Origin of the sequence: Shinella sp. HZN7 (genome assembly GCF_001652565.1) — a bacterium.
Lineage (GTDB): Bacteria > Pseudomonadota > Alphaproteobacteria > Rhizobiales > Rhizobiaceae > Shinella > Shinella granuli.
This window is the reverse complement of the sequence record NZ_CP015736.1, coordinates 678,335-704,083: the sequence shown is the minus strand read 5'-3', so window position 1 is coordinate 704,083 and position 25,749 is coordinate 678,335. Positions and strand designations below refer to the sequence as shown.

Below are 25,749 nucleotides of genomic sequence, written 5' to 3'. Positions count from 1 at the left end.
ACCGGGAACCGAACCCACCAAAATCAGCCGAAATGGTCCCGATCAGGGCGACTATATCCTCGTCACGGTCAAACCGCCCGTTCTGGCGCCAAAATCAAAGGGTTTTTGCGGGTGTCCAGCTTGCGGTTTGGATCATCATCGGGGTCGCGAGCGTCATTGTCCAAGACAACGCACATCCATTCGCGGAAGGCGCGATCGGTGCTTCGATCTGGACGCGGCCAAACACTTTCAGAAAAAGCTTTGGCAGAGCGAGAGATTGAATCTTTGCCGCCAGCGTGCCGAAATATGAAACGGTGCTTGTGATACGCGTGCAGCAACTGCGTGAAGCCGAGCCCTTTTGCCATCCATAGCATGAAGCCGCCATCAAACCACTCATTTTCAACGATCACTTGAAAGGGCGTGGAGAGAAATAGAATCGCGTCGAGCGGATGGACCATCGTAGCGCGATTTGCGCCAACGCAACCGCCGCGACGGGCGTTACTATCGATTGTGATTGTGCGCCGATCCGCCAACCCATCCACCGATCGGCTCGTAGCAGCGAGTCTCACGAAATCCCGGGTATCGAAACTTCGCTCCTTAAGCCATTGACTTGCGAGAATGTCGGGAACTTCTTCCGTAGCAAGCGAATGACGCTCATCTTCGACGATTAGAAGCACGACATCGAGGATGGGGAACCACCTCGGGTTTTCAAGCACGTTCGGTGCGATTGAAATCTTCAATTTTTGCGCTCGCGAATGCTCTGGCGCATAGCCGTAAGATCGTCGAGCGCTTCTTCAAAAACTCCAACCGGCCAACTGTCCGGGTTGCCGTTCGCGTCGAGTGAGATCACCCGTAGCGCTTCGGGAGGAGAGTCCTCGGCGCCCGCGCTTACATGATTAAGCGACCAGATTTTTACAGCTTCAGGCGCGATCTTCTGTTCCGCAATCCGACGTCGCACGCGCATGATGAACTGCTCGGAGTGCGTTTCCACAATACAAGTGGCTGGAGCCCAATCCCTCCCGGCGCTTGCGGTATCAACTACCAAGTCCGCTAGGGCCCCATGAGCAGCGGGATGGAGATGCAACTCAGGCTGCTCGACAATTAAGATTGGAGTCCGGATGCGGCCAGATCGGTAACCGAAGTGCTGGACCACTATCGGCAACGATTGTGGAAACCCAGCGCCGGTATCCGTCAACGATACTGGAAAACCACTCCCATCCACGACTCGGACCTTGGGTTGTTCTGAAGTGACATCAACCTCGATACCCTGTCCCATTGACTGAGAAAACCATTGCTGAACCTCCTTCGCTAGATGCCCTCCTCTGCGAAGACGATCATCTGCGAGCATCTCAAGCGCGTTCTCGCCACGGGGACCAAGGTCGCGAATATCCTGGTTGGGCGTGCGCATAAAGTGTTCCGCCTCCGCGCGAAACGGACCCAGATAGGAGGGTTCAGGCAGCGCAGTGCGAAAGTTCCGGAAGATGGCATCAATAGCGGGGTCGTCGGCGATATCGGGAAACAAGCCATTGAATGTCAGCACCCGCTCGACATCCGAACAGCCCCTTACACTTAAACGATAATTTGGCTCGGCGGCAATGAGTTGCTCTTCAACGTCGATCTCCGCGCTAAGAAGTTGCCCTTTACCGTCAGACAAAACAAACTTTTCCACGACCAGCGATCGCGATTCCGAAATGTAACGGAGAGTGGCCTCGAACTCGAACGACTCACGTCCGTCGGTAATCTCAACGCCGAGCGTAAAGGGCAGACTTGAGCGCGCATTCACCAAATCTTGGAAAGACGCCCCATGATCGAGCCGGCCGGCAGTCAAATTAAGAGGCCCACCCGCGCCGACTTCTATGGCTCCAGCGATCAGTACCGACAATCGTGACACGACGCTCTTGCCGCTACCGTTCTTTCCAATAATTATCGTGATAGGCGCAACTTCTACGCGCTGCCTTTCCTTGAATGCGCGGTAGCGAGACCAACTAAAAGCCTTGATTTTCATTTCCAGCGCCCAAGGTAATTGTTACTCTTCTGCGTTGCGTGAATTCGCCTCTCACGTCAAGGCCTTGCCAACACGTCTTGCCGGTGAGCCCACTACTCCGGAGATCATCCGTGTTCGTGGTGCGGCTGCGTAGCCAGTACCGCGAGTGATTATCCTCCTACTATCTAATCCTTCCTTCGCCCGCTCCTCAGCGGCTTCGGCGGTTCATCATCTGGCCCAGGCACAGTAAACAACTCGCTCACGGACACCGCCAGCGCCCCGGCCACCTTGTCCAATAGGTCAACAGTCGGGTTTCCGTCTGCCTTTCCAATCCACCCAGATATGCGCGATCAACGCCAGCGTCGGCAGCGAGCTTCTCTTGCGAGATGCCTTGGCCGACTCTTATGCGCCTCAGATTCCATGCGACAAGAGCCCTTCCATTCATGAAACGAGGACAACAGTCATGTTGCCCAAGAAACCACTGGCTATAGCCACAGGAATATTCTAGGTTGCAGCGAACCAAGCGGAGCGAACCATAGCCAAGTCACATCTTCCCTGGTTGAACCGGAGGGGGAATGCGGGTCCGAATTCATCGCGGCACCAAGGAAATCGGCGGCTCGTGTATCGAGCTTGAGGAGAGCGGCGAAAGGCTGTTGCTCGACCTGGGACTGCCCCTGGACGGCGATCCAGAGGATGTTTCGGTTCATCCGGCAATTGACGGCCTGGACGGGCAAGCCTCCCTTCGGGCGCTTATTCTGTCGCATGGACATCTTGACCACTGGGGGCTGGCGCATCTCGCCGGCAAGGAACTTCCCGTCGCTTTGGGAGCCGCAACCCATCGCATCTTCCAGGCGGCGGCGCCGTTTTTGCCGCGATCCTATGTCCCGGAAAATACGCTAGAGCTTCGCGACCGGACGGCCATGTCGTTCGGTCCCTTCAAGGTGACACCGTATCTGGTCGATCACTCGGCTTATGACGCCTATGCTCTGGAAGTCGAGGCGGGCGGCAAGAAGCTTTTCTATTCCGGCGATTTCCGCGCACATGGGCGCAAGGCGGCGATGTTCGAGAAGCTGGTCGCAAACCCGCCTCGCGGCGTCGATGCGCTGTTGATGGAAGGTTCCACGCTGGGACGGCTCGACGCCGACCACAAATTTCCGACCGAAGCAGAGATCGAGGCGCGTTTCATCGATATCTTCCGGACGGCGCCCGGCATGGCGCTGGTGGCGGCATCCGCGCAGAACATCGACCGGATGGTGAGCCTTTACCGCGCCTGCAAGCGGACGGGCCGCACCCTGGTTATCGACCTCTATGCCGCCGAAGTGCTGCGCGCGACCGGCAATGCCAACATACCACAATCGGACTGGCCGAACATGGCCGTCTATGTGCCGCATTACCAGCGTGTCCGCGTCAAGCAGACCGAGCGTTTCGACCTCCTCGAACCCCACAAGGCCAACCGCATCTTCGCAGAGGGTTTGAAGGCGCTCGCCTCGAAAGCAGCCTTCCTCTTTCGTCCTGCCATGTTGTCCGATCTCGACCGGGCCGAGTGCTTGGACGGGGCGGTCGCCGTTTGGTCGCAATGGGACGGCTATCTGAAACAGAAAAAGGGTATGCAGGTGTCCGAGGCGCTGGATGCGCGCGGCATTCCCCTCGAACATGCCCACACCTCCGGCCATGCCAGCATCGCGGACCTCAAGCGGCTCGCCGCAGCGCTGGCACCTCGGATGCTGGTGCCGATCCATACGTTCGAACCGCACCGCTTCCCTGATCATTTCGGAGCCATCGCCCAGCAGAAGAACGACGGTGAATGGTGGGAGGTCGCCGCATGACACCCTTCATCGCTCCGCACCGCGCGCTTGATCCGGCTTTCCTGGATGCGCTGGAGGAACTGGCGAACGACAGCACCGGCAACTGGTGGCGTGATGTGCTCCAGCATCCCGACCTTGTTCTCGCCGTCCGGCGCAACTCCATCAATGCCTATCATAGAGGCGCTTCCATCTTTCGCATCGGCTGGAAACCGGGTCAGGTGATCCCGTTCACCCACGCGAAATATCTTGTTCGGCCAACGCAGACCTATGTTGCCCTGGAACGCGGTGAGTTCCGGTTTGATGCCCGCGACGTGCTTCAAAAGACATATCTGGGCATGGAAACCCTGAACGAGATGTGCAGGGCCGCATCGCGATATGCCGGCGCGGAGAAAGCCGGCCTTCATCCCATGCTCGCCGGCAATGCCGATGTGATCGATGCCGAGATCGCCCTGACGCGCCTGTCCTTGCCGGACGACGATGGCGAGGAGGAGACCGGCGCATCCGACCGCAGGCAGGATCGTATCGACGCGGCGATTGCCATCCTGGAAAAAGGCGTGCCGACGATCCGCTTCTACGAAGCCAAGCACTTCACCAATCCGGCCCTGCGCGCCAGCGGTGACAATTTCCCCGATGTGGTCCGTCAGATCACGGATTACGAGAAGGCGCTGGAAGCCTACCGGGCCGAGCTTTCGGCAGGGTATATCGAGACGGCAAGGGCGCTGCTTCGTTTCAACGACATGCGCATACGGGCATTCGGAGAAAGCGCCAGCCGCAGCATTGCACCGACGATCCGCCAGATTGCTGAGACGGGGCCAGCACCCGTTATCGACGCGCTTCCCCACCTCATCATCTATGGGTTCGACAAGGCCCAGCGGGACGACCCCGCCTGGGGCAAACATCTCGCCAAGCTCCAGGCTGCGATACCGGGACGGGTAAGGGCCATTGGCAATCCGACCCGGACGACTGTGTTCAATCGGTAACAGTGGGACTTTCTTGCAAATTCGGGGCAATTCAAACGAGGCTGACGTGAATACGTGGGGCGGTTCATCGCCCGAGGGAGCCGCATCATGAGAAATCACGATGGGGAGCCCATGAAAGTTGTCATCTATTTTCGTCAGGCAGGCGGAACCGTCGCCGGGACATATCCGCTCCTCACCCATTGGACCGAAGACGAGGATGAACAGCCCGTTCCCCTGTTCAGCCAGTTCGATACGGACGCAATGGCCGATGCGGCACCGGAAATTCTTGTCCAGCTTCAGTCTGCCAATCGGTGGCTGAAGGAAAAGCGGGGTGTTGTCGTCGCGTCCTTTACGGAGATGGAGAATGGCTCAGGCCGCCGCCCTTCCTATGGCGCTGCCCGGAAGGCAGCGGGCCGGGAGCGAGCCGCTGTGCTGATCGCCACGACCAAAGCACTCGCCGGACAACGCTTCGCGCCCATTTCGCAAGACGGGCTGGAAATCGTCCGCCTGGAAGACCCGGACGAGGCCGACCGTGAAAGCTGGGCGCGATCCCGGAATGTCGTGGTCTATTTTCGCGCACTCGCCGGCCCCGAGGAAGCGCAAGCCCTTCTGGAAAAGCAACGCCGAGAAATCGTCAAGATGCTGCGATCCGCCAACGTGCTGGCCGAGTTTGTGGAAACCGAGCCGCTTCTTTCGGCAGAGCGCCCGCAGCTTCAACGGGCGCTTGCGCTCTGCCGTGAAAAGAAGGCACGGCTTTTCATCGGCACGACAGATGCCATCGGAGACGGTGAGGCGTTCTTGCCGGATTTCACCGACGTTCCCTATGAGGTCGCCTATCGGAAAGCCTATGAGTGGCCGGATACGATTCCACTGGATCATTGCCCGTTCCCCATCGCCCTGTATTTCGGCAAGCAATGGACGCATGGCTATGTGCCGCTCTATCTCGCCAATGCCACCGGAGGCGACCTCCTTGATGTGACGATATCCGGCATCGGCACGACCGTCATGGACGGCGATCACGTTGAAACCACGCCGTCGAGAAAGGAAATCGATAGCATTCCATCCGGCACTGGTCGCCTAGTCGAGGCCTACGACGTCTATTTCGATGGGGACTTTCTGGTCATCTACACCGTCGAGGCACGCTCAAGCGACGGCACACGCTACAGCGGCCGTGCCGCGACCAAAGGCATTCCCGGCAATCGCTGGCTTCGTATCGACCATTGGAAACCGATTTCCGCCTAACCTCTTTCATCACAGGACTTTCCATGAACGCCCAGTTTTTTCAGTCCTGGCGCGGGGCTTTGCTCATCGCCGCCGTCGTTACCTTTGGTGTTTCCGGGTACAAGGCCATCTTCGGCCCCGACACGGCAACGCGCATTGCGCAGGCCAGAATGTCCCGCCTGCTGCCGGGCGGCCAGCCGACGCAGGATATGTTCAACCGTCAGGTTGCCGCTGCGCGGCCCTTCGTCAGCGCGCAGATAACGCTCGGCCAGCTCACGAACTACTTGCAGGGGCTCAACTACGAGATTGCGTGGGAGGCCATTGATGTCGATACCTTCGTCATGCGCGCCAGCGGCAACGATGCGTTGACGCGCCGAAACGAAGAATATGCCATCCAGTTCGTGGCTCTGGACGGCCCCGTCAAGGACGGCAGGGTTATCGGTGTCTTCAATGGTCCTGCTGCCGGGATCGAGAGCATGGCCTATAACCGGGTCACGGTGTCGGACGAGGAGATCGTCCAGTTTATCCTGACGATTGTTTCCGATCTTTCACCCGTTCCGCTCCAGTAGGTCAGCCTTCATGCTCGGCAACATCATCGATCACCGAACAGACCGCAGTACCCCCGAATGCGATGCCGTCTTCGAACCGTCCGCCCATGACAATGCCAGACGCCCGGACGGGCGTCCCTGGTTCGTCCCGGAAGAGGCGGAAGCCGATCCTGCCTATTTCCATGTGCTGGATTCGGTCGATACGACGGTACGGGAGGCCCTGCTGAGAGCCGAACGAGACTGGCCGTTTGCCGTCACCGTCTATCTTTACGACAAGGGAGCAAGACCTTTGGGATAGCGATGCAGAGCCTCTTGCAGCGGACCAATCGACTGCTACAATCTTCAAACCATTTCCTATCGCGATGTGCTGATTTCATTGAGGTTTTCGGGCTGAAAAGCTGACCGTGCAGGGTCCAGGTTCCCCAGCCAAACTCCCCCAGAAACAAGTGGTCTGCTTTGCATGCTCCCTTGCCAGCGGTTTTTCCGGCTGGCACGTTGCTTGTGTGTGATTCCCATCTGCGTGGAGGAAAGCCCATGGCGCACAAGTTTGAGATCTACAAGGACAAGGCTGGCGAGTTTCGCGTCCGCTTCAAGTATAACAGCGAAGTGATGTTCTCCACAGAAGGCTATTCCAGCAAGGCCAGCGCGCAGAACGCCATCGATTCGATCAAGAAGAACGGCCCGGGCGCGCCCGTCGAGGACAACACCACGTCGCAGGCCTGATCGACCCCGTCCTTCGAAAGGCCCGCCGGTTCCGCCGGCGGGCCTTTTGCGTTTCGATGCCGCCATATCGCGATGACGACCAAAGACGGTGCTGGCTTCCCGCAAGCTTCAACGCCCGTCCGGGAAAGCGGAGCCGATTTGGGCATTCGCGGCCTTCTCGAACCGTCGGGAGCGGATGACGCGCTGCGCCCGCCTGACGGCGAGCATCTTTGGCTTTGAGGAAGGAAAACGATGGTCCCGAAATGGAAAAGCCTGCCGCGGGAGGAGGTGCGGCAGGCTTTCCGATAGAACCGAATGGCGACTGGGAGGAGGAGTGCCGCCATTCCCGCAGTCGGCCCTGGGAGGAGGAGTGGGCCTTCTGCAATCATCGAAGCGTCGTGGGAGGAGGTACGTTGCTTCGATAAGTATGACTATAGCTGATTCCTGATTATTTGATAGGCATCGTTTTGCAGGGCAGCTATGCGTTATGCGCGTAGCGTATGTCTCAATACCGTCGAATTGCCCGATCGCACCGCAATCCCTTCGCACATGCAAAAACACCCGCCGGAGGCGGGTGTCTTCGAATTCTGCCGGGTGGCGGCGTGTCGGTCAGAAGCCGACGGCAGCGCGTGCGACGGCCTTGATCTGCGAACGCTCGATGCCGAGGTCGCGCAGTTCACGCGCGGTCATGCGGTCGAGTTCGTTGACGGTCTGACGGTACTTGCGCCAATTGCTGAAGGAACGTGCCATGTTCATGATGATCCCCTTTCCGGAGGTTCTCTGTTCGGCACCGGTCCGTGGCGCCGCGTCTTTCGATGGCCGTCTTATAGGCTTATGCTGCAATGCAGAACAGCGCCAAGCGAGCACGCCACCCATGCATTCGGCGCATGGGTCTGGTCATCTTCTGTTAAGGTTGCGCCCCGGCAGGATGACTGCTGCAGCGGCTGTTTTCCGCGAAAAATACGATTTTTCCGGCCGGCATCATGGCAAAACCGGGCGAAGGAGGCTCATTTGTCCTCCGCTGGCGGCAAAAAAGCCCATCCGTGTCGTCTCCGGACTTTGCAAATCGCCACAGCAAAAGCGCTTCGCACTTTGCCCGGACTTGCTCTAAGAAGGCGTCCCGCGGCAGCGCCGCCCTTTCGACGACGGAACGCCATGAGCGACAATCTGCAGGCTCACATACGGGGCGACGTGCTCGCCCATGTCTCCGGCAATCTGCGCCGTCTGCGCCAGGCGGCCGGGCTCAGCCAGGCGGCGCTGGCGCAGGCCTCCGGCATCAGCCGGCGCATGATCGTGGCGGTCGAGGGGGGCGATGCCAATATCAGCCTGTCGAGCCTCGACAAGCTGGCCGCCGCCATGGGCGTGCGCTTCGTCGATCTCGTGCGCGACCCGGCCCGCGCACCCTCGGCGGAGATCAACGAGGTGGCGTGGCGGGGGGCAGAGGCGGACAGCACCGCCATCCTGCTCGGCACGGCGCCGGCGACGACGGAGGCGCAGATGTGGTTCTGGTCGCTCGGGCCTGGCGAGCGCTATGCCGCCGAGCCGGATCCGGCCGGCTGGCACGAGATGTTGTTCGTGACCGAGGGCACGCTGCGGCTCGAACTTTCGGGCGCGGCGAAGGAGCTTCCGGCGGGCAGCTTCACCATCTATGCGACCGACCAGGCCTATGCCTATGCCAATGCCGGCACGCTGCCCGTGCGCTTCGTGCGCAACGTGATCTCCTGACGCTCGGCCCGCCGGCGGCATCGAGGCCATGCCGGTGGCGGCGGGAAGGACCGACGGCAGGACGAGCGTCGACGGATCGGGCGGCTCGATGCGCAGCGGGGCCGCGGCAAGGACCATCCCGAACAGCGTGTGCAGGTCGAACCAAGCCCGGCCACGGCGGCGGGGATCGCCGCAGGCACGCCCACCAAGGAAAAGCGTTGCGCCCGTCCGGTGATCGGCTAGGGTCTTGCCGCCGGCAGGAGGGGCCTGCGACCGGTCCGGCTCCGGCGACTGTCGGAACTGGTCGCTGGCGAGTCGCAGACAGGCTGCACTGGCAGGCAAGCAGGCCCTAAAATCGGCCGCAATATTTCATCGGGGTCCAGCACATGGCAGAGTTTCCGCAACAGGCGAAGGTCGTCATCATCGGTTTGGGTGGCATCGTGGGCGCATCGATCGCCCATCATCTCATCGAGCGCGGATGGGACGATATCGTGGGTATCGACAAGTCGGGCGTTCCCACCGACATCGGTTCGACGGCGCATGCCTCGGACTTCTGCTACACGACGAGCCACGACTATCTTTCGGTCTGGACCACCCAGTATTCGATCGATTTCTACGAGAAGATGGGCCACTACGCCCGCATCGGCGGCCTGGAGGTCGCGCGCACCGGCGACGATGCCTGGATGGAGGAGATCAAGCGCAAGCTTTCCTCCGCCCGGGCTTTCGGCACGCGCGCGCACTATGTCTCGCCGGCCGAGATCAAGGAGAAGTTCCCGCTGATCGAGGAAGACCAGGTGATGGGCGGCCTGTTCGACCCGGACGCCGGCCTCGTCGTGCCGCGCTCGCAGACGGTTGCCGGCAAGCTGGTCGACGCCGCCGAAAGATCCGGCAAGCTGCAGGTCTACGGCAACACGCCGGCCCAGTCGCTGATCGTCGAGGGCGGGCGCATCAAGGGCGTCGTCACCCATCGCGGCACGATCATGGCCGACCATGTCATCGTCTGCGCCGGCATCTGGGGCCGCCTGATCGCCGAGATGGTCGGCGAGGACCTGCCGGTCATGCCGGTCGACCATCCCCTCACCTTCTTCGGTCCGTACAACGAGTTCGAAGGCACCGGCAAGGAGATCGGCTTCCCGCTTTTGCGCGACCAGGGCAACTCCGCCTATATGCGCGATACGGGCGACCCGAAGACCACCGAGGGCGGCCAGATCGAGTGGGGCTATTACGAGACCACCAATCCGCGCCTGTGCCATCCGCGCGACATTCTCGAAAAGCACGAGGCGCGCCTCTCCCCCTCGCAGCGCGACCTCGACATGGAGCAGATCCTCGAGCCGCTCGAAAAGGCCATGGAGCTGACGCCGATCCTCGGCGAGCTCGGCTATAACGAGGGCCATTCCTTCAACGGCCTCCTGCAGGTTTCCGCCGCCGGCGGCCCCTCCTGCGGCGAGAGCCAGAAGGTGCGCGGCCTCTGGTACTGCGTCGCCATCTGGGTGAAGGACGGCCCCGGCTACGGCAAGCTGATCGCCGACTGGATGACGGACGGCCGCACGGAGATCGACCATAATTCGATCGACTATGCCCGCTTCTACCCGCACCAGCTCGAAGAGAAGTTCATCGAGGGCCGCACCTACGAGGCTGCCCAGAAGATCTACTTCCCGGCCGTGCACACCCGCGAGCCCTATGCCACCGGCCGCAACGTCAAGCGCTCGCCCTTCTACGAGCGCGAGGTCGAGCTCGGCGGCTACTTCATGGAGCTCGGCGGCTGGGAACGTGCGCATGGCTACGCCGCCAACGAGCACCTGCTGGAAAAATACGGCGACCGGGTGCCGGTGCGCGAGAACGAATGGGACAGCCGCCATTTCTGGCGCGTGTCGAATGCCGAGCATCTGGCGATGAGCGAGGATTGCGGCATCGTCAACCTCTCGCATTTCCACATGGTGGATATCGAAGGGCCCGACCATGTCGAGCTGCTGGAATGGCTCTGCGCGGCCAAGATCGGCGGCGACGCGAATATCGGCAAGGGCATCTACACCCACTTCCTCGACGACGAGGGCATGGTGCGCGCCGACTTCACCGTCTTCCGCATGGCCGACCGCTGCCGCCTCGTCAACGGCGCCGATGCCGGCCCGCGCGACTTCCACTACATGAAGCGCGTCGCCGAGGACCGCGGGCTCGACGTCATCATCACCGACGTCTCGGAGAAGTTCATCACCATCGGCATCTGGGGCCCGAACGCCCGCGAGACGCTGAAGAAGGTGGTGGCGGATCCGGCCGGGCTCGACCTGGAGAACTTCGCCTTCGCCGCCATCAAGCAGATCGAGATCGCCGGCAAGCCGGTCACCGCCTTCCGCATCTCCTATGTCGGCGAACAGGGCTGGGAACTGCACATGAAATACGAGGACGGCCTTGCCGTCTGGGATGCGCTGCGCGCCACGGGCGTCATGGCCTTCGGCGTCGAGACCTATGCCAATTCGCGCCGCATGGAAAAGAGCCTGCGTCTCCAGAACGCCGACCTTCTCACCCAGTACAACCTCATCGAGGCCGATCTCGCCCGCCCGAAGGTCAAGGAAGCGGATTTCCGCGGCAAGGCCAAGCACCTGGAATACAAGGCACGCGACCACCAGCCCGCCATGCTGTGCACGCTCGTCATGACGGACAATACCGACAGGAACGGTGTCAAGCGCTACCCGCTCGGCAACCTGCCGGTCATCGACCCCGCGACCGGCGAGGTGCTGGTCGACGAGCTCGGCCGCCGCTCCTACACGACCTCCATCGCCTTCGGCCCGACCATCGGCAAGAACATCGCGCTCGCCTACCTTCCGCACGCCTATTGCCAGGAAGGCCGCAAGCTCGAGATCGAGTATTTCGCCGAGACCTACCCGGTCGAGGTGGTCGGCATCGGCTACAAGCCGCTGTACGACCCGGAAAACCTGAAGCCGCGCACGTAAAACGCCGCCCCGTCAAACGACGGGGCTGCCGGCCCCTTTTGTTGACAAACCGCGCCCCCTCCCCGTCATCCTCGGCCTTGAGCCGAGGATCCAGGCGGCGAGTGAGGTGTGGATGGTCGGGTCAAGCCCGACCATGACGGAAGAGAGGTTAAAACCGCCGGTCTCAGAACGACGTCACGCCGTTACCCGCAGCCGCGACGGCGGCGGTGCCGAGCACCAGTATGGGCGTGCCGTTCTGCACGCGGTCGTGGAGATCGATGACGTCCTGGTTCAGCATGCGCACGCAGCCGGAGGAGACGGACTTGCCGATCGTCCACCATTCCGGAGATCCGTGGATGCGGTAGAGCGTGTCTTCCTTGTTCTGGAAGATGTAGAGCGCGCGGGCACCGAGCGGGTTCTTCAGGCCCGGCTCCATGCCGCCGTTCGCGATGCTGTAGGGCTCCAGCTCCGGCTGGCGGGCGACCATCTCGTCCGGCGGGGTCCAGCGCGGCCATTGTCGCTTGTACTGGATGACGCCGCGGCCGGCCCATTCGAAGCCGGCGCGGCCGAGGCCGACGCCATAACGCATGGCCTGACCGTCCTCGTAGGTGAGGTAGAGGAAGTGGTTCGCCGTATCGACGACGATGACGCCGGGGCGCTCGCCGGTCGGGTTCGGCACCATCTGGCGATAGAAGCGCCGGTCGATCTTCTGGTAGGGAATGGCCGGCAGCGGGAACTGCTCGTCCGGCTTCGGCCCGTACATGGCGGCGTAGATGCTGGTATCGACCGGTTCGGGCTCGACAGCGACCCGCTCGCGCACCGGCGTCGTGCAGCCGGCCAGAACGGTGGTTGCCAATCCCGCCCCGCCAAGCAGGAAGGATCGGCGGCTTACGCTTTCACCAGTCAATACATGTCCTCGCGTCAATCGTCATAGGGATCGGCCAGGGCGGCTTCGGGCCGGCTGACCGGATATTTCGTGCGCGAGATGCGGGCGGCCAGGCCCTTCGCACCCTGCTGCTTCAGGAGCGTGCGGAAGCTCGGATGCATGCCGCCGTCCATATAGGCAAAGCTCGACACCGTCGTCGTGGTGGCAAGCGCCGCATCCAGCCTCTTCTGTTCCGCGCCGAGCTTGGCGACGAGATCGGTCGCCGGCTCGCTCACCGCCGCCGGGCATTGCGCCAGCGGATCGCTCGGCTCGCCGCCGTCGAATTCCGTGTTGAAGACATAGCGGCCGCCGCAGACGGAGACCTTCGGCTGCTTGCGCGTGAAGGCGAAGGCATCGTAGCCCTCCTTCAGCGTGCGCCAGAACGGCATGTTCGGATCGCCGCGGTGCTTGGCCATGTTCTGCGTCGTCATGCGGAAGGGATAGGCCTGCACCTGGAAACGCTGCTGCCCGCCCTCCAGAGCCCGCTGCACGATGGCGTAGATCTCGCCGACGCCCTGGTCGGTCATCGCGTAGCAGCCGGAGGACGAGCAGGCGCCATGCACCATCAGCGCCTCGCCGGTATAGCCGAGCGCCGATTCCAGCCTGTTCGGATAACCGAGGTTGAAGGAGACGTAATATTGCGAGTTCGGGTTCAGCATGCCGGCCGAGACATGGTAGAAACCTTCCGGCGCCTGGCGGTCGCCGCTCTTCTTCTTCGGGCCGAGCTTGCCGGACCAGCGGCACATCGGATAGGTCTTGAACAGCGCATACTGGCCGCTCGCATCGACCTTCCAGACCTCCAGCTCGCTTTCCTGCTTGAAGATGCGCACCAGCACGGGGCTTTCCGGCCGCATCTTCTTCTTCGCCATCTCCGCCTTCACCTTGCTGGAAAGCTGCGGCGCCTCGGCCAGCGAGGCGACATCCATGGCCATGCAGCCGGCAAGCAGGCCGCCGGCGACGGCGGCGGCGGCAAGCCGCGCAAGAAGCGGCAGGCGCAGGCGGGCGGTTTCACGGGAAAGACGATGGCGAAGCGCAAACATGGGTCGTTTTCGGTTGTTGGAGGTCCGGGCGCGCCGGTTCGAGGGCGGCGCATCTCGGGGTACAGATTCCAAGCGATTGCTTAGAACTTCGTTAATCTTGTGGCCGCGAGCGGCCCAGCGCGGCATCATGCCCCGGCAGGCCCCCCGAATCCGAAGCACCAGCCGCCGCGGGAGCATAAAACCTCAAGCCCCTTGAGCATCAAGGCCCGATCTATCGATTTTCGTCGGGCGACGATCACACGGCGAACAAAAAATCGTTAGCGGATACTTTCCCGGGCACCGGACCGGGCCGACGGCAAGGAAGACTTGATTTGCCGACAATCCCGGCACATCTGTGGCGTAGCTACATTCTAAGAGGCAGAGGCGATGCTGACGATCGGCGATCTTTCCAAGGCCACGGGCGTCAAGGTTCCCACCATCCGCTACTACGAGCAGATGGGCCTCATCTCCCCTGCCGAGCGCTCGGAAGGCAACCAGCGGCGCTATTCCAGCGAGGAGCGCGAGCGCCTCGCCTTCATCCGCCATGCGCGCGATCTCGGCCTCACCATCGATGCCATCCGCGCGCTGATCGACCTCAGCCAGCACCCCGAACGCCCCTGCCGCGATGCCGACCGCATCGCCGCCGAACAGCTCGCCACCGTGCGGCGCAAGATCGCCCGGCTGCGCAAGCTGGAGGCCGAGCTGGAGCGCATCACCAGCCATTGCCATTCCGACCAGATCAGCGACTGCTACGTCATCCGGGCGCTCGCCAACCACGACCTCTGCCACGACGATCACGACTGAGCGCGGTCAGGCGCCCGCAAGCAGTCTCAGCTTCCGAAGCTGGGTTTCGCGCGGCTCGTGCATGTCCAGCATGCCCTGCAGCCGCCCGTCCGCACGGATGAGGAAGAGGCCGGCGGTGTGCTCCATCGTGTAGCTGTCCGAGGCGGTCGGCACCTTCCTGTAGAAGGCCGAAAAGGCATCCGCCACCTTCTTCGTCTGGGCCGCGTCGCCGCGAAGCGCGATGATGCGCGGATCGAAGGAGGTCATGTAGAGCTTCAGCAGGTCCGCCGTGTCGCGCTCGGGATCGATGGAGATGAAGAGCGGCGTGATGCGATCCGCCGCCGGGCCGATGTCTTTCAAGAGACCCGACAGTTCGAAGAGCGCGGTCGGGCAGACATCCGGGCAATGGGTGAAGCCGAAGAAGACCAGATAGGGCTTTCCGGCCAGATCGGCGGAGCGGAAGAGCGTGCCGTCGACGGTCTCAAGTTCGAAGACACGCCGTTTTGTGGCCTCGCCGGACGGCGCCCTTGCCGCGACCGTCACGGCGACGATCGCGACAAGACCTGCGGCAAGGCCAAGGAGCGCCCGGCGCCTCATCCCCTGATCGGCCTCAGGAGACGGAGCGCATTCAGCGTGACGAGCACGGTGGCGCCGGTATCGGCGAGGATCGCCGGCCAGAGGCCGGTGATGCCGACGACGGTCGTCACCAGGAACACGCCCTTGAGGCCGAGCGAGATGACGATGTTCTGGACGATGTTGCGCATGGTGCGCTGCGACAGGTCCGTCATCAGCGCGACGTCGCCGACGCGGCCGTGCAGGATGGCGGCATCGGCCGTTTCCAGCGCCACGTCGGTGCCCCCGCCCATGGCGATGCCGACATTGGCGGCGGCGAGCGCCGGGGCGTCGTTGATGCCGTCGCCGATCTTGCCGACGACATAGCCTTCGCGCTGCAACTCGCCGACGATGCGCTGCTTGTCCTCGGGCATCAGCTCGGCGCGCACCTCGATGCCGAGTTCCGCGCCGACGGCTTTTGCCGTGCGGGCATTGTCGCCGGTCAGCATGACGGTCCGGATGCCGGCATCCTTCAGTGCCTTGAGGCCGGCGGCCGCATCGGGGCGCGGCTCGTCGCGCATGGCGATGGCGCCGGCGAGCACGCCGTCGACCACCAGCATGGAGACGGTCTTGCCGTCGTCGTTGAGCGCGGCGGTGGCAACCTTCACCTCGTCGGAAAGCGTCACCGTCTCGGCGACGGCCCTGGGCGAGCCGAGGAAGACCTCCCTGCCCTCGACGGTGGCGGCAACCCCCTTGCCGCCGAGCGCCCGCGCGCCGCCTGCGACCGGCGGCGCGATGCCCTCTTCCGCCGCCTTGCCGAGAATGGCGAGCGCCAGCGGATGGCTGGAGCCGGCCTCCAGCGCGGCGGCAAGGCGCAGCACCTCGTCGGACGAAGCCGAGAAGGCGACGATATCGGTGACAACAGGCTTGCCCTCGGTCAGCGTGCCGGTCTTGTCGAAAGCGATGGCGGTGAGCTTGCCGAGGCCTTCCAGCACCGCGCCGCCCTTCATCAGGAGGCCGCGGCGGGCGCCGGCGGAAAGCGCGGCGGCGATCGCCGCCGGCGTCGAGATGACCAGCGCGCAGGGGCAGCCGATCAGCAGCACGGCAAGGCCCTTGTAGACCCATTCGCTCCACACGCCGCCGAAGAAGAGCGGCGGGATGATCGCGACGAGCGCGGCGACCACCACGACGCCGGGCGTGTAGTATTTGGAGAAACGGTCGATGAAGCGCTCGGTCGGGGCCTTGGATTCCTGGGCCTCCTCGACCAGCTTGACGACGCGGGCGATGGTGTTGTCCGCCGCCGCCGCGGTGACGCGCACGCGCAGGGCCGCTTCGCCGTTCACCGTGCCGGCGAAGACGGTGTCGCCGACCTCCTTGCGCACCGGCGTGCTTTCCCCGGTCACGGGCGCCTCGTCGATGGCGCTCTCGCCGTCGATGATCGTGCCGTCGGCGGAAATGCGGTCGCCGGGGCGCACGAGGATGACCGCGCCGACGGTCAGTCCCTCGGCCGGCACCTCTGTCGTCCGGCCGCCGTCTTCCAGAAGCGCGGTCTTCGGCACGAGGGCGGAGAGCGAGCGGATGCTGTCGCGTGCCTTGCCGGCGGCGACGCCCTCCAGCAGTTCGCCGACGAGGAAGAGGAAGACCACGGCGGCGGCCTCCTCGGTCGCGTTGATGATCACGGCACCGACGGCGGCGATGGTCATCAGCATCTCGATGGAAAACGGCGTGCCGGCCAGCGCGGCCATGATGGCGCGCCGGGCGATCGGCACGAGGCCGACGAACATGGCGATGACGAAGGCATAGGTCTCGATGGCCGGGAAGAGCTGACCGATGCCGTAGGCGACGACCAGCGCCGCGCCGGCAAGGATGGTCAGCCGCCCCTTCCTGCCCTTCCACCACGGCCCTTCGGAGGGGCCATGGTCATGGCCATGCAACCCCTCGACGGCCGCCGCCTTCGGCTTGTGGTCGTGACCGGCATGATCATGGCCGTGATCGTGCTTGTGGCCGTGTCCATGGTCATGGTTGCAACCGGGGCCGTGCACATGTTCTGCGGCAGACTTTTCCGCGTCCTCCGCGGCCGGCATCACCGAATAGCCGAGCCCGGAAACCTTGCGGCGGATCGCCTCCAGGTCGCTGGTCGCATCGTGCTGCACGCGCATGGTGCCGGCGGTGACGGAAACGGAAACCTCCGCAACCCCCGGCATGCGGCGCACCGCCGTGTCGATCTTGCTGGCGCAGGAGGCGCAATCCATGCCGCCCACCCGGAACCGGGTCTCTTTCACATCGGACATCGTAGATTCCTCTTTCGTCTCGTGAAGAGGTTCTACGACCTCTAGCGACTAGAGGTGCAAGAGCGAAAAACGCAAAATCGCGCAAAAAGAGGTGCATTGAAATCCATGGCCGCGCTGTGCTACAGAGCCCCCACTTATTGCAGGTTTCATCTGCTGGTTGGGGAGGACGCCATGTCTTGCGACGCCCTCTTCCAATCGGGGATGGGCTCGGTCGACGCCCCCCGAACGGAAGAACGCTTTTCGATGTGTGCCCCGGCGGCACGCTCTGGCTTTGACGCCGTTGCGCCGACCCGCCCCGTGCGGCCGGTCAAGACGCCGCGCCTGCTTGCTCTTTTCCCGACGAGACACCGCGAGCGGGGCAACAGCGCGAAAGCGCTGTCATATCGCCGTGTCCGCACGACGATACCGTAACTTCCGGCTTCCTTTCCGAAATCCACGCGAGAGCGGGAGGTCTGCGCCTCCCTCGCCTCGCGTTTCTATCGCGTTGCCGGCTTCTGCCGGCGGCCGGCACACTCCAAGAAGACAGGTCCAGCATGTCCCTGACGACACCCTACTATCTGATCGACAAGTCGAAGCTGCTCGCCAACATGGAAAAGATCGCGCTTCTTCGCGAACGCTCCGGCGCCAAGGCGCTGCTGGCGCTGAAGTGCTTCGCCACCTGGTCGGTCTTCGACTTCATGCGCGACTACATGGACGGCACGACCTCCTCCTCGCTCAACGAAGTGCGCCTTGGCCACGAGCGCTTCGGCAAGGAGACGCATGCCTATTCCGTCGCCTATGCGGACTATGAGATCGACGAGGTCGTCAGCCACGCCGACAAGATCATCTTCAACTCGATCGCCCAGCTCGACCGTTTTGCCGACAAGGCCGCCGGCATCGTCCGGGGCCTCAGGCTCAATCCCGGCATCTCCTCCTCGAGCTTCGATCTCGCCGATCCGGCCCGCCCCTTCTCGCGCCTCGGCGAATGGGATGTGAACAAGGTCGAGCCGGTCATGGACCGCATTTCCGGCTTCATGATCCACAACAACTGCGAGAACGGCGATTTCGACCTGTTCGACCGCATGCTCGGCGTAATCGAGGAGAAATTCGCGCCGCTCCTGAAGAAGGCCGAATGGGTGAGTCTGGGCGGCGGCATCCACTTCACCGGTGAAACCTACCCGCTGGAAAAATTCGCCGAGCGGCTGAAGCGCTTTGCCGGCGAATACGGCGTCGAGGTCTATCTGGAGCCGGGCGAGGCCTCGATCACCAAGTCGACCACGCTCGAAACGACGGTGCTCGACCTTCTGAACAACGGCAAGGACCTCGCCATCGTCGACTCGTCGATCGAGGCCCACATGCTGGACCTGCTGATCTACCGGGAGAAGGCCAAGCTTTCCCCGAACACCGGGCCGCACCGCTACATGATCTGCGGCAAGTCGTGCCTGGCCGGCGACATCTTCGGCGAGTTCGATTTCGAGAACGAACTGAAGGTGGGCGACCGCATCTCCATCCAGGATGCGGCCGGCTATACGATGGTCAAGAAGAACTGGTTCAATGGCGTGAAAATGCCGGCGATCGCCATCCGCGAACTCGATGGCGAGATCAAAACCGTCCGCGAATTCACCTACGCGGACTATGAAGAAAGCCTCTCCTGAGGCGTCCTGAACGGGTAGAAGGAGATATAACCCGAAATGAAGAAGAACGTGCTCATCATCGGCGCCGGCGGCGTCGCACAGGTCGTGGCGCACAAATGCGCCCAGAACAACGACGTGCTCGGCGACATCCACATCGCGTCGCGCACCAAGGCGAAGTGCGACAAGATCATCGCGTCGGTCCATGAGAAGAAGGCGATGAAAGAGGCCGGCGTGCTCAAAGGCCATGCGCTCGACGCCCTCGATATCGAAGCGACCAAGGCGCTGATCACCTCCACCAGGTCCGAGATCGTCATCAATGTCGGCACCGCCTTCCTCAACATGTCGGTGCTGCGCGCCTGCATGGATACGGGCGTCGCCTATATCGACACCGCGATCCACGAGGAGCCGGGCAAGATTTGCGAGACCCCGCCGTGGTACGGAAACTACGAGTGGAAGCGCGCGGCCGAATGCGAGGAGAAGGGCATCACCGCCATCCTCGGCGCCGGCTTCGACCCGGGCGTCGTCAACGCCTATGCCAAGCTCGCCAAGGACGAATATCTCGACAAGGTGACCGACGTCGACATCGTCGACATCAATGCCGGCAGCCATGGAAAATACTTCGCCACGAACTTCGACCCGGAAATCAACTTCCGCGAATTCACCGGCGTCGTCTATTCCTGGCAGAACGGCCAGTGGCAGACGAACAAGATGTTCGAGATCGGCAAGGATTACGACCTGCCGGTCGTCGGCACGCGCCGCGCCTATCTCTGCGGCCATGACGAAGTGCATTCGCTCGCCAAGAACATGGACGGCGCGAACGTACGCTTCTGGATGGGCTTCGGCGACCACTACATCAATGTCTTCACCGTGCTGAAGAGCCTCGGCCTCCTCTCCGAGCAGCCGATCAAGACCGCCGAGGGCCTCGAAGTCGTGCCGCTCAAGGTCGTCAAGGCCGTGCTGCCGGATCCGGCGTCGCTCGCGCCCGGCTATGAAGGCAAGACCTGCATCGGCGACTATGTGAAGGGCCTGAAGGACGGCAAGGAAAAGACCGTCTTCATCTACAACGTGGCCGACCACAAGGAAGCCTATGAGGAAGTCGGCTCGCAGGGCATCTCGTATACCGCCGGCGTGCCGCCGGTCGCCGCCGCGATGCTCGTGGCCACCGGCGAATGGGACGTGAAGAAGATGGCCAACGTGGAAGAACTGCCGCCGAAGCCCTTCATCAACCTGCTGAACCGGATCGGCCTGCCGACCCGCATAAAGGACGAGGACGGCGACCGCGCCGTCAGCTTCTAAGCATCAGGGCCGGCCGCGCCTCCTCGCGCGGCCGGCCCCTCCGCACGACCCGGTCGTTGTGGAACGCGCCCCGACCGGCTACGAAGAGCCAGGACCAACCGGCGGCGGCGGAAGAATGAATCGTTACCCCATGTTCAGCCCGCAGCTTCTGCTCAGCTTCGTGGCGGTCTGCGAAACCGCGAGCTTCACGCGTGCGGCCGACCGGGTGTCGCTGTCGCAATCGACCGTCAGCCAGCAGGTGCGCCGGCTGGAGGAACTGCTCGGCAGGGCGCTGTTCGAGCGCACCTCGCATGAAGTGCATCTCACCGAGGAAGGCATCAAGCTGCTCAGCTATGCCCGCCGCATCATCGCGCTCAACGAGGAGGCGCATGACGCGCTGACCGGCCCTTGGCGCGACGGGGTGCTGCGGCTCGGCATGCCCGAGGATTTCACCGTGCCGACGGTGGACCTGCTCGCCGCCTTCAAGCGCGAACATCCGCATCTGCGACTCGACGTGACGAGCGGGCTCAGCCCCGATCTTCACCGCGCCTACCAACAGGAAGAGCTCGACCTCGTGCTCGTCAAGCAGCGCCGGGTGCACCTGCCGCGCGCCGCGCGGCCGGAGCCGCTGCTCTGGCTCGACAGCAAGGCGCATCCTGCCATCGAGCAGTCGCCGGTGCCGATCGCGGTCTTCCCGGTGAACGGCCTTTACCGCGAGGAACTGTGCGGTGCGCTCGACAGGCTCGGCATCCGCTGGCGCGTCAGCTACAGCGGCGGGGGCCTCGCGGCACTGGCCGCGGCGTCCGCCGCGGGGCTCGGCATCAGCCTGCTGCCGGCAAGCTGCCGCCTGCCCTCGCACCGCGTGCTCGGCGCTGCCGAGCGCCTGCCGCCCGTCAAGGATTTCGAACTCGCGCTGTTCTACCGCGACACCGCCACGCCCGTGGCGCTGGACCTTGCCGAACGGCTCATAGCCTTCTGCGGGCTGGTGCGCTGAGCCCCGCCAGTGGGAAATCGAATAGCCAGCATTTTCAAATGTCGCTGCCATCAGGCGGCCGCGTTTCCTAGAATGGCACCATCCATTCCATGCTTGACGAGGAGACGATGTTGCAACACGCCGTATCGCAGAGCCGCAGGGCCTTCCTGAGCCGCACCGGCCAGCTCACCACCGCGGCCGCCGTCGCCGGCTTGACCGGCGGCATGAGCCGTGACGCCGCAGCCAAGACGACCGATTGCGGTCAGGAGAACACCGTGACGTCTGTGCAAGACAGCCATTACCTCATCGCCGACGTGCGGCTGGAGGAGGGTTTCGAGAAGGACGGCGACGTGATCGTCGCCACCCGCACGGCGCTCCACACGCTGGAAATCAAGGACGGCAGGATCGCCGCGCTGCACGGCGCCGGCGCGAGCCTGCCGGCGGGCCTGCCGACCTACCAGGCGAACGGCCAGTTGGCGCTGCCCACCATGCGCGACATGCACATTCATCTCGACAAGACCTTCTATGGCGGTCCCTGGCAGGCCCCGCGCCCGCGCCAGGGCAAGACGATCATGGACATGATCGCGCTCGAAGAGACGCTGCTGCCGCAATTGCTGCCGACCTCCGTCGAGCGCGCCGAGGGCCTCATCGCCCTCGTGCAGTCCAAGGGCAGCACGATCGCCCGCAGCCATTGCAACATCGACCCTGTGAGCGGCCTGAAAAGCCTCGAACACCTGAAGCTGGCGCTGGAAAAGCACAAGGACGACTTTACCTGCGAGATCGTCGCCTTCCCGCAGCACGGGCTCCTGCATTCCAAGGTGGACGGGCTGATGCGCGAGGCGATGCAGTTGGGTGTCGACTATGTCGGCGGCCTCGACCCGACCAATGTCGACGGCGCCATGGAAACGTCGCTCGACGCCATGTTCCAGATCGCGCTCGATACCGGCAAGGGCATCGACATCCACCTGCACGAGACGAGCCCGGCGGGCGTCGCGGCGATCGACTACATGATCGAAACGGTGGAGAAGAACCCGGCGCTGAAGGACAAGGTGACGATCAGCCATGCCTTCGCGCTGACGACGCTCTCGCCGGAAAAGCTGGAGGAGACGGCGGCCCGGCTTGCGGCGAACGGCATGACCATCGCCTCGACCGTGCCGATCGGCGGGCTGATGATGCCGCTGCCGCAGCTTTCCAGGGCCGGCGTCTTCGTCATGACCGGCACCGACAGCGTGATCGACCACTGGTCGCCCTTCGGCAGCGGCGACATGCTGGAAAAGGCCTATCTCTACGCCCAGCTCTATCGCGGCTCGGACGAGTACCATCTGTCGCGCGCGCTCGCCATCTCGACCGGCGGCGTGCTGCCGCTCGACGAGGACGGCAACCGCGCCTGGCCGAAGGCCGGCGACGAGGCCGGCTTCTCGCTGACCACGGCAAGCTGCTCGGCCGAAGCGGTCGCCCGCCTGCCCGCCCGCACCGCGACGTTCCACAAGGGGCGCCTGGTTTCCGGCAGCGTGGGGAAGGCATCGAGCTGACGACCGGGATCGAGGTCGGCGCCGTCCCCGGATTGCGCACACACCCGCGCCCCATCCACCATTGTCATCCTCGTCCTCGGGTTGAACCCGAGGACGAGGATGACGGAGGAGAGGTTGGCGGACTTCATCCGCACAAAAAGGCCGGCGTCCTGCGCCGGCCTTCTTTCATTCCGCGAAGGTCTTCCAGCGCGTCGGGCGGAAGCGCAGCACCGTGCCGGTCGCAGCCGACGCTTCCAGCGGCACCTCGATCTCGACATGGTGCGCCTCGCCGGGCTTGCCGATGTCGAGATCGGCGATGCGGGTTCCGGCAAGGCGGCGGGAGGTGGCCACGCGGCCTTCGAGCGCGGGGGCTGCCGGATCGGCGACGAGGGCGACGTCCTGCGGGCGGAAGAAGAGCGTGCCGTTGCCGCCCTGGATGTCGCGCGGCTTCGGGGCAATGCCGATCGGTTCGTCCTGGAAGAGCATCGCGCCGTCCGTCACGGTGACGGGCAGGCTGGCGCTGTCGCCGATGAAGGAGAAGACGAAGGGCGAGTTCGGACGATCATAGACATCGTCCGAGGAGCCGACCTGCTCGATCGCGCCCTGGCTCATCACCACGACGCGGTCGGCAAGTTCGAGGGCTTCTTCCTGGTCATGGGTGACGAAGACCGTGGTGTGCCCGGTGCGATCGTGGAACTCGCGCAGCCAGCGGCGCAGCTCCTTGCGCACCTTGGCATCGAGCGCGCCGAAGGGCTCGTCGAGCAGCAGCACCTTCGGCTCGATCGCCATGGCGCGGGCGAGCGCCACGCGCTGGCGCTGACCGCCGGAGAGCTGGTTCGGATAACGCTTTTCGAGGCCCGAGAGTTGCACCATCTCCAGGAGCTCGCCGACGCGGCGGCGGATCTCCGCCTTGTCCGGCCGCTGTCCGCGCGGGCGCACGGTGAGGCCGAAGGCGATGTTGTCTGCGACCGTCATGTGGCGGAAGAGCGCATAATGCTGGAAGACGAAGCCGACATGGCGCTCCTGCACCGTCCGGTGGGAGGCGTCCTCGGCGCCGAAATAGATCTTCCCGAGGGTCGGCTGCTCGAGGCCGGCGATGAGGCGCAGAAGCGTCGTCTTGCCGGAGCCGGAAGGGCCGAGAAGCGCGATGAGTTCGCCGGAGCGGATGTCGAGCGAGACATCGTTGAGCGCCGGGTATCGGTCGAATTCCTTGCGGATGTTTTTTACACTGACGTCCATACGGGCGTGCCTTTCAGGTCAATGCTTGCGGCCGGCGGCGATTTCCGCGCCGTAGTGAAGTTCGAGCACCGTCTTGACGACGAGCGTGACGAGGGCGAGCGCGGCGAGGAGCGAGGCCACCGCGAAGGCGGCGACGAAATTGTACTCGTTGTACAGGATCTCGACATGCAGCGGCATCGTGTTGGTGAGGCCGCGGATATGGCCGGAGACCACCGAGACCGCACCGAACTCGCCCATGGCGCGCGCGTTGCAGAGCAGGACGCCGTAGAGCAGGCCCCACTTGATGTTGGGCAGCGTCACGTACCAGAAGGTCTGCCAGCCGGAGGCGCCGAGCGACAAAGCCGCCTCCTCGTCGCCCGTGCCCTGCTCCTGCATCAGCGGGATCAGCTCGCGCGCGACGAAGGGAAAGGTGACGAAGACGGTGGCGAGCACGATGCCCGGCACGGCGAACAGGATCTCGATGCCGTGGCTCTTGAGCCAGGGCCCGAGCGCGCTGCCGGCGCCGAAGAGCAGCACATAGACCAGGCCGGAAATGACCGGCGAGACGGAGAACGGCAGGTCGATCAGCGTCGTCAGGAACGCCTTGCCCTTGAACTCGAACTTGGCGATGGCCCAGGCCGCCGCCACGCCGAAGACGAGGTTGAGCGGCACGGCGATGCCGGCGACGGTGAGCGTCAGGCGGATCGCGGCCAGCGTATCGGGATCGTCGAGCGAGAGGAAGAACTCGCCCGCGCCCTTGCGGAAGGCCTCGATGAACACGGCGACGAGCGGCAGGATGAGGAAGAGCGCCAGAAAGAGGAAGGCGACCGCCATCAGCGTATAGCGTGCAAGCGGCGCCTCCGTCGTCGGGGAGCGCAGGCGAAAGGACTTATGCGCCATGGCCGTACCTCCGGCGGTTCCAGGCCTGGACGAGGTTGATGAACAGCAGCATGGCGAAGGAGAGCCCCAGCATGATGGTGGCGATGGCCGCCGCCGCGCCGTAGTTGAACTCTTCCAGGCGGATGACGATGAGCAGCGGCGCGATTTCCGAGACGTAGGGAATGTTGCCCGCGATGAAGATGACCGAGCCGTATTCGCCGACGCCGCGGGCGAAGGCGAGCGCGAATCCCGTCAGGATCGCCGGGGAGAGACCCGGCAGCAGGATCCGGGAAATGGTCTGGAAACGGCCCGCGCCGAGCGTCGCGGCCGCCTCTTCCACCTCGCGGTCGATCTCCTCCATGATCGGCTGCACCGTGCGCACCACGAAGGGCAGGCCGATGAAGATGAGCGCGATGACGATGCCGGTCGGATTGAAGGCCGCCTTGATGCCGAAGAGGTTGAGGACCTGGCCGATCCAGCCGTTCGGCGCGTAGAGCGCGGCAAGCGAGATGCCGGCGACGGCCGTCGGCAGCGCGAACGGCAAATCGACGATGGCATCGACGATGCGCCGGCCGGGGAACTCGTAGCGCACGATGACCCAGGCGACGATGACGCCGAAGACGACATTGACGAGTGCGGCGATGAAGGCCGTGCCGAAGGAGACCTTCAGCGCATTGAGGGTGCGCTGGTCCGAAAGGATGGCGAGGAATTCCGCGCCCGATAGCCCGGCCGAGCGCCAGACGAGGCCGGCCAGAGGGATGAGGATGATGAGGGTCAGATAGGCGAGCGAAAAGCCGAGCGTCAGTCCGAAACCCGGAATAACGCTCGGCTGTCTCAGTCGCCACCGCCCGGAAGAAGCAGCAGCAGAAGTCGTCAAAGGT

24 protein-coding genes and 1 pseudogene are annotated in these 25,749 nt (G+C 63.6%); 14 read left to right on the top strand and 11 right to left on the bottom strand.

Translation table 11 applies throughout. From position 1 onward, the window contains the following. Positions 1–68: 68 nt before the first annotated feature. The 3 genes and pseudogenes from shn_RS03380 to shn_RS34860 form a co-directional block, all read right to left on the bottom strand. A complete protein-coding gene (locus shn_RS03380; protein ID WP_064329150.1) occupies positions 69–719 on the bottom strand; it encodes a hypothetical protein in 651 nt (216 codons plus the stop codon). Continuing rightward, positions 716–1,984 (bottom strand): AAA family ATPase, encoded by a 1,269-nt coding sequence (locus shn_RS03375; protein ID WP_064329149.1) that lies wholly within the window; start codon positions 1,982–1,984, stop codon positions 716–718. The genes shn_RS03380 and shn_RS03375 overlap by 4 nt, the downstream gene beginning before the upstream one ends. Positions 1,985–2,148: 164 nt before the next feature. Then, a pseudogene (locus tag shn_RS34860) lies at positions 2,149–2,408 on the bottom strand (helix-turn-helix domain-containing protein). Positions 2,409–2,538: 130 nt separating this feature from the next. On the opposite strand from shn_RS34860, the gene shn_RS03370 reads away from it, so the two are divergent. The 6 genes from shn_RS03370 (at position 2,539) to shn_RS03350 (ending at position 7,219) form a co-directional block, all read left to right on the top strand. Next, a complete protein-coding gene (locus shn_RS03370; RefSeq protein WP_064329148.1) occupies positions 2,539–3,789 on the top strand; it encodes an MBL fold metallo-hydrolase in 1,251 nt (416 codons plus the stop codon). After that, positions 3,786–4,748 (top strand): hypothetical protein, encoded by a 963-nt coding sequence (locus tag shn_RS03365; protein WP_064329147.1) that lies wholly within the window; start codon positions 3,786–3,788, stop codon positions 4,746–4,748. The genes shn_RS03370 and shn_RS03365 overlap by 4 nt, the downstream gene beginning before the upstream one ends. Positions 4,749–4,859: 111 nt before the next feature. Further along, positions 4,860–5,969, top strand: coding sequence for a hypothetical protein (locus shn_RS03360; protein ID WP_064329146.1), 1,110 nt, complete (start codon positions 4,860–4,862; stop codon positions 5,967–5,969). A 23-nt stretch (positions 5,970–5,992) separates the two neighbouring features. Next, the gene (locus shn_RS03355; protein WP_064329145.1) at positions 5,993–6,517 is read left to right on the top strand and encodes a hypothetical protein; all 525 of its coding nucleotides are present in this window, start codon (positions 5,993–5,995) and stop codon (positions 6,515–6,517) included. Between the two features lie 10 nt (positions 6,518–6,527). Next, positions 6,528–6,794, top strand: coding sequence for a hypothetical protein (locus shn_RS34855; RefSeq protein WP_084437735.1), 267 nt, complete (start codon positions 6,528–6,530; stop codon positions 6,792–6,794). A gap of 236 nt (positions 6,795–7,030) precedes the next feature. After that, positions 7,031–7,219 carry a YegP family protein gene (locus shn_RS03350; protein WP_064329144.1) on the top strand — a complete coding sequence of 63 codons (189 nt, stop codon included), beginning with the start codon at positions 7,031–7,033 and terminating at the stop codon, positions 7,217–7,219. A 588-nt stretch (positions 7,220–7,807) separates the two neighbouring features. Here the strand turns inward: shn_RS03350 and shn_RS34785 are convergent. Then, positions 7,808–7,954 (bottom strand): DUF1127 domain-containing protein, encoded by a 147-nt coding sequence (locus shn_RS34785; RefSeq protein ID WP_064496051.1) that lies wholly within the window; start codon positions 7,952–7,954, stop codon positions 7,808–7,810. On the opposite strand from shn_RS34785, the gene shn_RS35695 reads away from it, so the two are divergent. The 3 genes from shn_RS35695 (at position 7,947) to shn_RS03340 (ending at position 11,850) form a co-directional block, all read left to right on the top strand. Then, positions 7,947–8,309: a hypothetical protein gene (locus tag shn_RS35695; protein ID WP_145925855.1), complete on the top strand. Its 363-nt coding sequence runs from the start codon at positions 7,947–7,949 to the stop codon at positions 8,307–8,309. The genes shn_RS34785 and shn_RS35695 overlap by 8 nt on opposite strands. 44 nt (positions 8,310–8,353) lie before the next feature. Then, positions 8,354–8,923: a helix-turn-helix transcriptional regulator gene (locus shn_RS03345; protein ID WP_064329143.1), complete on the top strand. Its 570-nt coding sequence runs from the start codon at positions 8,354–8,356 to the stop codon at positions 8,921–8,923. A 365-nt stretch (positions 8,924–9,288) separates the two neighbouring features. Next, entirely contained in the window at positions 9,289–11,850 is a 2,562-nt protein-coding gene (locus shn_RS03340; RefSeq protein WP_064329142.1) for an FAD-dependent oxidoreductase, read from the top strand. A 163-nt stretch (positions 11,851–12,013) separates the two neighbouring features. Here the strand turns inward: shn_RS03340 and shn_RS03335 are convergent, their stop codons facing one another. Together shn_RS03335 and shn_RS03330 are read right to left on the bottom strand one after the other, a co-directional pair. Next, complete coding sequence (locus shn_RS03335) at positions 12,014–12,736, bottom strand: L,D-transpeptidase (protein ID WP_145925854.1); 723 nt, start codon at positions 12,734–12,736, stop codon at positions 12,014–12,016. Between the two features lie 14 nt (positions 12,737–12,750). Further along, entirely contained in the window at positions 12,751–13,686 is a 936-nt protein-coding gene (locus shn_RS03330; RefSeq protein ID WP_133034430.1) for a murein L,D-transpeptidase family protein, read from the bottom strand. Between the two features lie 474 nt (positions 13,687–14,160). Here shn_RS03330 and shn_RS03325 point away from each other — a divergent pair, with 474 nt between their 5' ends. After that, positions 14,161–14,577, top strand: coding sequence for a helix-turn-helix domain-containing protein (locus shn_RS03325; RefSeq protein WP_064329140.1), 417 nt, complete (start codon positions 14,161–14,163; stop codon positions 14,575–14,577). Between the two features lie 6 nt (positions 14,578–14,583). Here the strand turns inward: shn_RS03325 and shn_RS03320 are convergent, their stop codons facing one another. Together shn_RS03320 and shn_RS03315 are read right to left on the bottom strand one after the other, a co-directional pair. Beyond that, positions 14,584–15,153: an SCO family protein gene (locus shn_RS03320; RefSeq protein ID WP_064329139.1), complete on the bottom strand. Its 570-nt coding sequence runs from the start codon at positions 15,151–15,153 to the stop codon at positions 14,584–14,586. Next, complete coding sequence (locus shn_RS03315; RefSeq protein WP_064329138.1) at positions 15,150–17,399, bottom strand: heavy metal translocating P-type ATPase; 2,250 nt, start codon at positions 17,397–17,399, stop codon at positions 15,150–15,152. The genes shn_RS03320 and shn_RS03315 overlap by 4 nt, the downstream gene beginning before the upstream one ends. A 533-nt stretch (positions 17,400–17,932) precedes the next feature. Between shn_RS03315 and shn_RS03305 the strand changes: the two genes are divergently transcribed. From shn_RS03305 to shn_RS03290, 4 genes are all read left to right on the top strand, one after another. Continuing rightward, positions 17,933–19,033: a carboxynorspermidine decarboxylase gene (locus shn_RS03305; protein ID WP_064329136.1), complete on the top strand. Its 1,101-nt coding sequence runs from the start codon at positions 17,933–17,935 to the stop codon at positions 19,031–19,033. A gap of 36 nt (positions 19,034–19,069) precedes the next feature. After that, on the top strand, positions 19,070–20,308 hold the full coding sequence (locus tag shn_RS03300; protein ID WP_064329135.1) for a saccharopine dehydrogenase family protein: 1,239 nt from the start codon (positions 19,070–19,072) through the stop codon (positions 20,306–20,308). A gap of 115 nt (positions 20,309–20,423) precedes the next feature. Beyond that, positions 20,424–21,281, top strand: a complete 858-nt coding sequence (locus shn_RS03295; RefSeq protein WP_064329134.1) for a LysR substrate-binding domain-containing protein — start codon at positions 20,424–20,426, stop codon at positions 21,279–21,281. Positions 21,282–21,388: 107 nt separating this feature from the next. Then, a complete protein-coding gene (locus tag shn_RS03290) occupies positions 21,389–22,792 on the top strand; it encodes an amidohydrolase family protein (RefSeq protein WP_064332408.1) in 1,404 nt (467 codons plus the stop codon). Positions 22,793–22,957: 165 nt separating this feature from the next. Here shn_RS03290 and shn_RS03285 read toward each other — a convergent pair whose 3' ends face one another. From shn_RS03285 to cysT, 3 genes are read right to left on the bottom strand one after another with little or no spacing between them, the layout of a single operon-like run. Beyond that, the gene (locus shn_RS03285) at positions 22,958–24,010 is read right to left on the bottom strand and encodes a sulfate/molybdate ABC transporter ATP-binding protein (protein WP_064329133.1); all 1,053 of its coding nucleotides are present in this window, start codon (positions 24,008–24,010) and stop codon (positions 22,958–22,960) included. 18 nt (positions 24,011–24,028) lie between these two features. Continuing rightward, positions 24,029–24,889, bottom strand: a complete 861-nt coding sequence (gene cysW / locus shn_RS03280; RefSeq protein WP_064329132.1) for a sulfate ABC transporter permease subunit CysW — start codon at positions 24,887–24,889, stop codon at positions 24,029–24,031. Further along, positions 24,879–25,745, bottom strand: coding sequence for a sulfate ABC transporter permease subunit CysT (gene cysT, locus shn_RS03275; protein ID WP_064329131.1), 867 nt, complete (start codon positions 25,743–25,745; stop codon positions 24,879–24,881). The genes cysW and cysT overlap by 11 nt, the downstream gene beginning before the upstream one ends. Positions 25,746–25,749 lie beyond the last annotated feature (4 nt).

Coding starts and splice junctions, on each gene's coding strand:
- shn_RS03375 (WP_064329149.1), bottom strand. CDS start 1,984: ATGAAAATCAAGGCTTTTAGTTGGTCTCGCTACCGCGCATTCAAGGAA.
- shn_RS03370 (WP_064329148.1), top strand. CDS start 2,539: ATGCGGGTCCGAATTCATCGCGGCACCAAGGAAATCGGCGGCTCGTGT.
- shn_RS03365 (WP_064329147.1), top strand. CDS start 3,786: ATGACACCCTTCATCGCTCCGCACCGCGCGCTTGATCCGGCTTTCCTG.
- shn_RS03360 (WP_064329146.1), top strand. CDS start 4,860: ATGAAAGTTGTCATCTATTTTCGTCAGGCAGGCGGAACCGTCGCCGGG.
- shn_RS03355 (WP_064329145.1), top strand. CDS start 5,993: ATGAACGCCCAGTTTTTTCAGTCCTGGCGCGGGGCTTTGCTCATCGCC.
- shn_RS34855 (WP_084437735.1), top strand. CDS start 6,528: ATGCTCGGCAACATCATCGATCACCGAACAGACCGCAGTACCCCCGAA.
- shn_RS03350 (WP_064329144.1), top strand. CDS start 7,031: ATGGCGCACAAGTTTGAGATCTACAAGGACAAGGCTGGCGAGTTTCGC.
- shn_RS35695 (WP_145925855.1), top strand. CDS start 7,947: ATGTTCATGATGATCCCCTTTCCGGAGGTTCTCTGTTCGGCACCGGTC.
- shn_RS34785 (WP_064496051.1), bottom strand. CDS start 7,954: ATGAACATGGCACGTTCCTTCAGCAATTGGCGCAAGTACCGTCAGACC.
- shn_RS03345 (WP_064329143.1), top strand. CDS start 8,354: ATGAGCGACAATCTGCAGGCTCACATACGGGGCGACGTGCTCGCCCAT.
- shn_RS03340 (WP_064329142.1), top strand. CDS start 9,289: ATGGCAGAGTTTCCGCAACAGGCGAAGGTCGTCATCATCGGTTTGGGT.
- shn_RS03330 (WP_133034430.1), bottom strand. CDS start 13,686: ATGGCCATGGATGTCGCCTCGCTGGCCGAGGCGCCGCAGCTTTCCAGC.
- shn_RS03325 (WP_064329140.1), top strand. CDS start 14,161: ATGCTGACGATCGGCGATCTTTCCAAGGCCACGGGCGTCAAGGTTCCC.
- shn_RS03320 (WP_064329139.1), bottom strand. CDS start 15,153: ATGAGGCGCCGGGCGCTCCTTGGCCTTGCCGCAGGTCTTGTCGCGATC.
- shn_RS03315 (WP_064329138.1), bottom strand. CDS start 17,399: ATGTCCGATGTGAAAGAGACCCGGTTCCGGGTGGGCGGCATGGATTGC.
- shn_RS03305 (WP_064329136.1), top strand. CDS start 17,933: ATGTCCCTGACGACACCCTACTATCTGATCGACAAGTCGAAGCTGCTC.
- shn_RS03300 (WP_064329135.1), top strand. CDS start 19,070: ATGAAGAAGAACGTGCTCATCATCGGCGCCGGCGGCGTCGCACAGGTC.
- shn_RS03295 (WP_064329134.1), top strand. CDS start 20,424: ATGAATCGTTACCCCATGTTCAGCCCGCAGCTTCTGCTCAGCTTCGTG.
- shn_RS03290 (WP_064332408.1), top strand. CDS start 21,389: ATGTTGCAACACGCCGTATCGCAGAGCCGCAGGGCCTTCCTGAGCCGC.
- shn_RS03285 (WP_064329133.1), bottom strand. CDS start 24,010: ATGGACGTCAGTGTAAAAAACATCCGCAAGGAATTCGACCGATACCCG.
- cysW (WP_064329132.1), bottom strand. CDS start 24,889: ATGGCGCATAAGTCCTTTCGCCTGCGCTCCCCGACGACGGAGGCGCCG.